The organism is Neolewinella litorea, assembly GCF_004803465.1.
Taxonomy (GTDB): domain Bacteria; phylum Bacteroidota; class Bacteroidia; order Chitinophagales; family Saprospiraceae; genus Neolewinella; species Neolewinella litorea.
On record NZ_SRSF01000001.1, the window covers coordinates 1,365,507 to 1,374,567 of the forward strand.

Here is a 9,061-nt window from a genome sequence, read left to right on the forward strand (position 1 = left end):
TCATTTTCCGGGCCACGGCCCTACACCCTTAAATTTCTTCAGATGCCTACTGAAGCCCCCCCGCTCTATCCCTTTCCCCTCGTGGAGGGCGTGGAAGGACTCTACGCCCGCCACGGCCGCACCAGCCGCCTCCTCTACCTCACCGTCGTCCTGGCCCTACTCATCGCGGCGGCGGCCTTGCCCCTGATCCAGATCGACGTTAACACTCGTAGTCGGGGCATGCTGCGGCCGGGGCTGCAACTGAGTCCGGTCGCGGCGGCGGTCAGCGGTCGCGTCCTGACTTCCAACCTCCGGGAGAACGCGGAAGTCTGCGCCGGCGATACCCTGCTGCGGCTGACTACGGACGAACTGGGATCCGAGGCTGATCACCTCCGGGCCCAGGTCCGCGAACGCCGGCAACTGCTGGCCGATCTGCACGCGCTGGAAGCGGCAACACACCCGGACTACCCTACCCTCGGTACGGCCATCTACCAGCGCGACTACCGCGAGTATCGCCGGCGGCACGACGAGGCTACCCTGAAACTCGACCACGCCCGCCGCCACGCGGAGCGGCAACGCGAACTGCTGGCCACCGGCTCGGTAGCCCGGATGGAGGTGGAACAGTCGGAATACGAACGGGAACTACTCGCCGGACAGCTGCAACAACTCACCGAACAACAACAGCGCAGCTGGACGCAGGACCGCCAGCGCCTGAATCGGGAAGTGGCCGACCTCAGACGCGAACTCCACCGCCTGGACGAGCGCAGCCGGCAGTATGTCGTTACGGCACCGCTGGACGGTCAGCTCACCCAAACGGGAGGATTGCAGGCCGGGACCTTCGTTTCCGCCGGTCAGTTGCTTGCCCAGATCTCCCCCGACGGGGAACTACGGGCGGAAGCTTACGTCAGCCCGGCCGACATCGGCTTGCTGCGGGAAGGATTGCCGGTACGGTTGCAGCTGGATGCCTTCAACTATCAGCAGTGGGGCCTGGCCAAAGCCACCCTCAGCGAGATCGGCACCGACGTGACCGAGATCGACGGCAGTGCGGCCTTCCGCGTGGTTTGCACGCTCCGTGACCGTGAACTGCGACTGCGCAACGGGTACCGCGGCACCCTGCGTAAGGGCATGACCCTCACCGCCCATTTCACCCTGGCCCGCCGCAGCCTTTTCCAGTTACTGCGCGATCGGGTGGACGACTGGCTGAACCCCCTCTACTACTAAAGTCATGAAGAAAACACGCAAACAACACGACGTCACCGACTGCGGTGCCGCCTGCCTGGCCTCCGTAGCCGCGCATTACCGCCTCGACCTGCCCATCGCCCGAATACGGCAGCTGGCGAGCACCGATCAGAAGGGCACTAACCTCCTCGGCATGATCCAGGCGGCCGAAAAGCTTGGTTTCACCTGTCGCGGCGTCCGGGCCGAAGAGGCCGCCCTGCGCACCGAAGCCGAATTTCCGGCCGTAGCCCACGTGATAGTGGGCGGTCGGCTCCACCATTTCGTGGTGGTGTATAAGGTTACAGACAAGTACATACAGGTAATGGACCCCGCCCGCGGCCGGATGGAAAGGTGGACGTGGAAGCGGTGGCGCGAGGAATGGACGGGCGTACTGCTCCTGCTGGCCCCCTCGGCTGATTTTAGCGCCGGTACGCACCGGGTATCCACGCTGTCGCGCTTCCGGGCCCTGCTGCAGCCCCACCGATCGACGCTCGTACAGGCCCTGTTCGGTGCGGTGGTGTACACGATCCTCGGACTGAGCACCTCCATCTACCTGCAGAAGATCACCGACTTCGTCCTGATCAACGGCAACACCCGCCTGCTCAACCTGCTGAGCCTGACCATGGTCGGATTGCTCGCGCTGGCCATCTTTATCGGCACCACGAAGTCGGTGCTGGTCATGCGGTCCGGGCAGCTCATCGATGCGCGGCTCATACTGGGCTACTACAAACACTTGCTGCGCTTGCCCCAACGCTTCTTCGATACCATGCGTACTGGCGAGATCATCTCGCGGATCGGCGATGCGGTCAAGATCCGCGCCTTCATCAACGACGTGGCCATCAACCTGCTGGTCAACGTATTCATCGTCGTCTTCTCCTTCGGGCTGATGTTCACCTACTACTGGAAACTGGCCCTGGTGCTGCTGACCGTCGTGCCGTGCTACGTAGCCATCTACTGGGTTACCAACCGACTCAACCGCCGCCGGGAGCGCGAGCTCATGGAGCGGGCCGCCGACCTGGAAAGCCAGCTGGTGGAAACCGTCAACGGGGTGCGCACCATCAAGCAACTCGGACTGGAAGACTACGCCAACCAGAAAACGGAAACCCGCTTTGTGCGCTTGCTGCAGACCACCTTCCACTCGGGCATGAACGGTATTTTCAGCGGCAATGCGTCGGAGTTGGTCAGTCGCCTCTTCACCATCATCCTCCTTTGGGCGGGTAGCTACTACGTGATCGAAGGCGTGATCTCCGCCGGAGAGCTGCTGGGGTTTTACGCGCTGGTCGGCTACTTCACCGGTCCGGCGAAGGGACTGATCGGCATGAACAAAACCATCCAAAACGCCCTGATCGCAGCCGACCGCTTGTTCGAGATCATCGACCTGGAAAGTGAGGAGGCACCTACCGCGACGGTGGATCTTAAGCCCGCAAGTCTGGGCGATATCCGCTTCCGGGGCATTCACTTCAGCTACGGCTCCCGCAAGAATGTATTTGACGATTTCCATCTTACCCTACCCGCCGGTCAAATAACCGCGCTCGTCGGGGAAAGCGGATCGGGCAAGTCCACCCTGGCCGCCCTGCTGCAGAAACTGTACCCGGTTGACGGGGGCAAGGTATTCGTCGGCGATATCGATCTTCAGTACGTAAGCAACCAAAGCCTCCGCGCCCGCATAGGAGTGGTCCCCCAAAACCTGACCCTCTTTGCCGGCTCCCTGATCGAGAATATTGCGATCGGTGATTATTCTCCCAACCTGGAACGGATACTGACCATCTGCCGCGAACTGGGTTTGCTCCCCTTCATCGAATCCCTGCCCGCCGGCTTCGCTACTTCGATTGGAGAACACGGTACGAACCTGAGCGGCGGACAAAGACAGCGCCTGGCCATCGCCCGGGCGCTTTACCGCGACCCCGATATTCTGATCCTGGACGAGGCCACCTCGGCGCTCGACAGCGGGAGTGAGGAATTTGTACAACAAACCATTCACCGGCTACGGGCCGAGGGCAAGACCATCGTCATTATCGCACACCGTCTCAGCACGGTCATGGATGCCGACAAGATCGCCGTACTCCACGAGGGGCAACTCGTCCAGGAAGGTACCCACGATACCCTACTCGCCCAACCGGGTGCCTACCGGGAACTGTGGGACAAGCAATTCCCCACCCGGGTCCTTCGCCGCCTGGCTGCCTGACCCGATTGGCCACCCAAACAATTATAAACACCAGACAACACTACCACCATGTCCATGATCAAGCAACTCGATCGGCTTCGCCGCATGCACACCCTTATCAAGTTTCGCCGGACCGGCACCCCCGAAGACTTCGCCGAGCGACTCGGCATATCCCAAAGCCTGCTGTTTCGCCTCCTGAATGAGCTGAAAAACCTGGGCGCCCCGATCGCGTACTGCCACCTGCGCCGCAGCTATACCTACCTCTATTGCGTGGAGCTGCAACTCGGCTTCGCCGCCGTGCCGGACAATGTTCCGCCAGATCGTCCACTAGAAGCTCCGGGTGCCAAAGTGCGTTCCCTCCACCCCCCACGTCCGAGCGAGGTAACCGCCATGCGTCGATGACCCCGGTTTTGGACACAATCTACCGCCATGCAAACCTCATTCCTCCCTCCAAAATGCGGCACGCCAGCCGCTGCGCCTACCCGCTCTTTCACCCTCGTGCCCACTGCGTTGGACCGCCACAATACTGCCCCTGATCAGTTCCGCTGGCCGCAACAGATGCGCACCACCGACTAGCGAAGATTTAACCTCACTCCACTCCCAGTGGAGTGGTGCTTCCGATCCTTGCCTTATCGCTGCAACCACCGTCGGGGGCCGCAGAAAGGTTCACCCGGCTCACTACCGATACCCATCGGGGCCAGCCTACTGGACCCTCCATACTATCCGATAAATCAACTCCCCATCAATAATCATTCTATCATGTCAAAACAAGAACTTCGATCCACCTTCGGCGGCTTTACCCCGGTACTCACCTGCGTATTCCCCGCCACCCGCTGGCCCGCGGTTGCGGTTAGTCCCGTAATCGCAGAACCGAGGGAGCCCATCATGGAACCTCCGGCAGTAACCTACTTTGGATTCAGATTCTGAGTTGTACGACGGCTCAGGCTTCGGCCCACAGCCCGGCCAAAGTAAAAAACATAGTACAGCAACCCACCGCTTAATCCCGCACAACAACTCAATAATGCATACTCAAAAATATTCTGCTACGCTCAGGTCTGCTACCAAGTACACCATCCGTTTGGTGGCCATTATTGCACTGATCACCCTTTGTTACAACGGTATCCGAAGTCCCTTCTTTGAATTGGGCTACCAGTTTGGGCGATCGTTCTTTCCGCAGTCGGAGTGCCCGCCCGTGGAATAGCCCGGGTTACTGGGCGATAGCGCGGACGAGGGCTTCCGCACTCCTTACCGCTCCCTCCATATATCCCGGATACTGCTCGGCCGTTTCCGTCCCCGCCAGGTACAATCTACCGCCCCACCGGGCTTGATGGTACAGGGGATGGCCCTGCAGCTGGTGGGGCAAAAGATCAGCGGCAGTACTAGCTGTGGTGTAGGTTTCTTCCGCCCACGGCATATCATAGTAAGCCAGATAATTCCTGATATTTGGCCCATAATATCGGGTCAACTGCCCCAGCACCTTTTCCCTGCGCTGCTGGCGGTCGAGGCGTAAAAAAGTCGGGTCCAGGAAGCCTTTAAGGGCATAGCCCTTGTCCTCCGCATCACCATGGTCGTACAGTTCCGTTACTGGCCCCGCATTGGAAAAGAAGGTCGCAGAATGTCCGTTACGGCGCCAGAAAGGTTCCGGGTAGGTCAACGCGACCTTGATCGACTTACCCATCCAGGTATCCGTGCGCTGCGCAAGATTCACCAACTCCGGGGGCAGAGCGGGATCAAAACATACGGTCCGCAGCAACAAGTCCGGCGGCAGCGTAGATACGACCACCCCAGCCGTAATAGGACCGCCGGCTGTGGAAACCACTATCCCGTCCAAGGTTTGCTGTAGTCCGGAGACCGGTCGTTGCAGATGAATTTCCGTACCCCTCAGCTTCTCTGCTAAGGCCTTGATCAGAATACTACTTCCCCCGGCAATCCGGTAAGTTGGTGCGTCCTCGGGCGGCAGGCGGAGTTGCTGCAACGGCTCGTTCGGCCCGGCCTCAAATATCACCCCTTCATCCCGCCGTTGCTCGAATACGGGCAACCCCAGCTCTTCGAGCAGACTCCACAGTGCTGAATGTTTCTGCCCCAGCCAGGTGGCCCCCATTTCCACGGGCGGGCCCTGCTCGGGGTACAGGGTATAAATCCGACCGCCGAGTCGCTCCTGGGCTTCCAGCACGGTGATGGAGTAACCGCTGTCCCGTAGGCGGTAAGCGAGGGTGAGGCCGGTCAGACCGCCGCCAAGAATCACAAGATCACGATAAGAATGGTTCATAGGGCGCGGCCGCAGGTGCAAGGAAGTGGAAGAGAAGCGCCGGACTAACGGGTTTCCCCGCTTTATGGTTGCCCTCGGATGCAGGCTCGGGCCCGGATTTGGTCAACCACTAATTTCGTTAATCATGTATGGCCTGAGTTTCCGCCGGTGGTACACCAGTACCCCCCGGAGTAAGCCTTCACTTATCCGGCCAGACCGTAATCCTTTCTCGCCCCGCGCAGCGGTATCGGTAAGGATTGGGCAATCCATATAAGAATCAATTCACCAAAAAAATCATCAACCAAGCAAGATTTAACACCACTCCACCCCCAGTAGAGTCAGGCTCCTGAACATTGCAATATCAAAATACACCGGAACGCCGGTGGTGGAAAAGCCAGCTGAATAATCCTCTTAGGTGATGCAGTTTTCCCTCCGATAGCAGCCGATAAATCAATCGATCAAAAAATGAAATGTCGGGCAGATTTAAAACCACTCCACCCCCAGTAGAGTAGCCCTTCAGAAATTTACACCATCAAATCATTCGGGCATACGCCCTCCAAAATTATTTTAAACCCGGTGACGGTCGAGACCCTGCAGCTTATATATTCATCGCGGCACGTCCTCCACAGCACCACTAACTTCATCAAAATGAACGATTACGATATTTTCAAACCCTCCTCACCGGATAGCCGCATCCTTATCCCTCACCTCCCCCTTGACTGGAACGAAAACCTGTCGCTGGAGGAGTATTTAGAACGGTTGGAACGGCGGCGGAAGGCTAATCAAAGATGTCGCTAAAACTTCTCTAGATGCAAGGCCTCAATGTATATGAACTGGGGTTTTACAAAAATCTATCCAAGGTCCATTTAAAGCTTCAGCATTTATTCGCAGTAAAACATCTATGTCTGACTAGCCTATGGCACATTGAGTGTTGAAAGGCTCTTTGCTAAGATTAACATTTTTCATTATTAAATTATTCTTATTATGAATCAGCTTTGTAAATTACATCAGCAGTCCATCTCCGGTGGTTTTGGCTATTATCCCGGTTACAATTATGACGATCACCTCCGTGCAAATAAATTTGCAGCCGGATTAGCCATGTCATCCGTTTATGGATTTTTTGATGGCCTTTGGTCAACCCTCGTTCAAAACGCCAGCTAAACATATCCCGATGAAAGACTTACATGCACAAGCAGTGATAACAATTACCGGCGGTACCTCCGATGATGGACTTGAGAAAGGTCTTGAAGTTGGTTACCTCATTGGCAACTGGGTAGGAACTAAGGTCGGCGAAGCCATCGACGTGACTTTCTATCTCATGAAAGGGTTCGGCTCCTTTTTTAATTAGCACCTTAGACGGTCGCGGTTTAGACCGCGACCGTTATTCATTCTGTCCGCCCAATATGACTTGGAAAAACTACCTATCCCTGGCGCTGATTATCCTGGTGTACATTCTCACTGAAGAAGCAAGGGCATTGTTGATTTCAATTCTGGAAATCCAAGATACACTAGTACAGAACTTGCTGTTCCAATTCCTGACGCTCGGGGGTATCGTGGTCACCTTGTTCTCGTTTCATCAGCCTTTTGAAAAGGAATGGGCACAAATTGGGCCACAGCCCAAATTATACCTTTGGGCATTAGCGGGTACGTTCTTGTTGTCGGCTGCGACAGCGACAGTGGCAAAAATAATTTTCGGGGATGCTTCTTTAAATTCTATTCCCCCAGACCATAACTCAATGTTGCTGTCCTTTCTATCGGTAGTAATCGTGGCCCCCGTATTAGAAGAAATATTATTCCGGTTGTTCATCTTCAACAACGTGTCCGCAATTTTTAATTCTTCCATCTCAATCCTGCTAACCAGCTTACTGTTTGCGGGTCTCCACGGCGTTGGAAAATATGCTTTGGCGGTACTTGGAATGTCCTTCGCGACAACTTACGTCTACGCCAGGACGCGATCTTTAAGATTGGCAATCTCCATTCACGCTTTTTTCAACCTTTTGGGCTGGATGAGCACCCTTTCAAGAGGCACATCAGCCCGGCATGATCTGGAATTCCCAGCCGAATTCGCAATAGTGGCTAACTCCGCTCTCGCCCTCGCATTTGTGGTTCTCGGCTGGCTGATACTGAAGAACAAGGTCCAGCCTTTTCGGCCTTCAGATGGGTGTGTGGGATTCAATTCCAAAACTGGATAGGATTTATGAATGGAGCTACCCTGATCCCCTATCTCATCCTAATACTAGCCGCGGCCATCTTCCTCTACGCCATGCTCAAGCCATCTACCACGGGTGAAAAATGAGCTCTTGGCCCATACTCCAGTTTGCCACCGGTATTCTCCCATGACTCCCGTAACCGTCCGGCAGAACGGCACCATTCTCCTCACGGTGGGGTGGGTCAGTTACGCCCTCATTATGGGCTTTTTATCCAATCTACTGGCGAATGGGATTGAGGGAAAAGGAACGATCATTCATTTTTCCTTTCGGGTCCTTGCCCTGCTCCCCCCAGTTTGTTATCTGGTTTACCGCGTATCACGCCGCCGGTGGCGGCCGCGACAGTCAATGGATTTTTCCCTGGTTTTCCTTTTCGCGGTTGCCTTATTCCTCTTTCTGGCTATCCCGCTATTCAAACTGGAATTCCCCTTTCACCCAGGCTGCATGGTTCTGGCCACGACCGGCACACTGGTGTTGGTCACCTTTGAGGAGCTGGTCTTCCGGGTGCTCCCCTTCCGGCGCCCCGTCCTCGGCGGACTCCGGCGGCGGCAGCACACCTACGCCCTCCTCTTCGGTCTGGCCCACCTCGGCAACCTCCTCTACACCGGCGACCTAATGCTCACCCTCAGCCAGGTATGCCTTGCCTACGGCCTCGGCATGATCCTTTCGGCCGTGTACCTGCGCTACGGCCGGGTGCGCCACGTGGTGGTCTTCCACTTTCTGGTCAACATCACCAAAGAGTACGATTTGCTCTGCAGCCGGGAGGCCGTCCCGCTGGTGCCCCTTCAGGACATATCCTGGGCGGTGCACGAACTACTGCCCTTCAGTGTATTGCTGGGCGGATTGCTGGCCGCGGCGTCCCATGCTATTCTGCCCGCCGACACGGTGACGCGGCTCCAGCGGGCGCCGGCCACCTAATCCCAATAATCCAGCGGTGGCTTCCGGTCGCTGGATATTCCGATCGGTCTGACCCCCCTATTCCGAAAACCTTTGACCCCCTGATTCCGGAGCTTTGACCCCCCAGAATGTGGAAAACATTCCGGAGGTCTGACCCCCTGGCGGATAGCCGCGCGCTTTGCCACCTTGAGCGATCACCAACCGCTCCCGTCGTGGCTACAATCAAGCGCATGGACCAGATCAGACGCATTCTCCAGACCCTGCACCAGCTGGGTTCTATCAAGGCCACCGCCGCCCGCCTGGGCGTGTCCAAAAACACGGTGCGCGAGTACAAACGGCGGGCCGAAG

The 9,061-nt window shown here is 56.9% G+C and carries 7 protein-coding genes; 6 read left to right on the forward strand and 1 reads right to left on the reverse strand.

All coding sequences use genetic code 11. The features are described 5' to 3' along the window. Positions 1–42 precede the first annotated feature (42 nt). Genes E4021_RS05700 through E4021_RS05710 form a run of 3 tightly spaced genes read left to right on the forward strand, consistent with a single transcriptional unit; the run spans position 43 to position 3,763 of the window. A complete protein-coding gene (locus E4021_RS05700) occupies positions 43–1,200 on the forward strand; it encodes an HlyD family secretion protein (protein WP_136457184.1) in 1,158 nt (385 codons plus the stop codon). A 4-nt stretch (positions 1,201–1,204) separates the two neighbouring features. Beyond that, positions 1,205–3,382 carry a peptidase domain-containing ABC transporter gene (locus E4021_RS05705; RefSeq protein WP_136457186.1) on the forward strand — a complete coding sequence of 726 codons (2,178 nt, stop codon included), beginning with the start codon at positions 1,205–1,207 and terminating at the stop codon, positions 3,380–3,382. 48 nt (positions 3,383–3,430) lie between these two features. Then, on the forward strand, positions 3,431–3,763 hold the full coding sequence (locus E4021_RS05710; RefSeq protein WP_136457188.1) for a hypothetical protein: 333 nt from the start codon (positions 3,431–3,433) through the stop codon (positions 3,761–3,763). 805 nt (positions 3,764–4,568) lie between these two features. On the opposite strand, the gene E4021_RS05715 is transcribed toward E4021_RS05710, so the two are convergent. Continuing rightward, positions 4,569–5,630 (reverse strand): flavin monoamine oxidase family protein, encoded by a 1,062-nt coding sequence (locus E4021_RS05715; protein WP_136457190.1) that lies wholly within the window; start codon positions 5,628–5,630, stop codon positions 4,569–4,571. A 1,090-nt stretch (positions 5,631–6,720) separates the two neighbouring features. On the opposite strand from E4021_RS05715, the gene E4021_RS05720 reads away from it, so the two are divergent. From E4021_RS05720 to E4021_RS05730, 3 genes are all read left to right on the forward strand, one after another. After that, a complete protein-coding gene (locus E4021_RS05720) occupies positions 6,721–6,957 on the forward strand; it encodes a hypothetical protein (protein WP_136457192.1) in 237 nt (78 codons plus the stop codon). Positions 6,958–7,012: 55 nt separating this feature from the next. Beyond that, a complete protein-coding gene (locus tag E4021_RS05725; protein ID WP_136457193.1) occupies positions 7,013–7,801 on the forward strand; it encodes a CPBP family intramembrane glutamic endopeptidase in 789 nt (262 codons plus the stop codon). Positions 7,802–7,945: 144 nt separating this feature from the next. Further along, positions 7,946–8,734, forward strand: a complete 789-nt coding sequence (locus E4021_RS05730; RefSeq protein WP_136457195.1) for a CPBP family intramembrane glutamic endopeptidase — start codon at positions 7,946–7,948, stop codon at positions 8,732–8,734. Positions 8,735–9,061 lie beyond the last annotated feature (327 nt).

What these genes read in the sequence shown, in the direction of transcription:
- E4021_RS05700 (WP_136457184.1), top strand. Translation starts at nt 43, where the DNA reads ATGCCTACTGAAGCCCCCCCGCTCTATCCCTTTCCCCTCGTGGAGGGC.
- E4021_RS05705 (WP_136457186.1), top strand. Translation starts at nt 1,205, where the DNA reads ATGAAGAAAACACGCAAACAACACGACGTCACCGACTGCGGTGCCGCC.
- E4021_RS05710 (WP_136457188.1), top strand. Translation starts at nt 3,431, where the DNA reads ATGTCCATGATCAAGCAACTCGATCGGCTTCGCCGCATGCACACCCTT.
- E4021_RS05715 (WP_136457190.1), bottom strand. Translation starts at nt 5,630, where the DNA reads ATGAACCATTCTTATCGTGATCTTGTGATTCTTGGCGGCGGTCTGACC.
- E4021_RS05720 (WP_136457192.1), top strand. Translation starts at nt 6,721, where the DNA reads ATGGATTTTTTGATGGCCTTTGGTCAACCCTCGTTCAAAACGCCAGCT.
- E4021_RS05725 (WP_136457193.1), top strand. Translation starts at nt 7,013, where the DNA reads ATGACTTGGAAAAACTACCTATCCCTGGCGCTGATTATCCTGGTGTAC.
- E4021_RS05730 (WP_136457195.1), top strand. Translation starts at nt 7,946, where the DNA reads ATGACTCCCGTAACCGTCCGGCAGAACGGCACCATTCTCCTCACGGTG.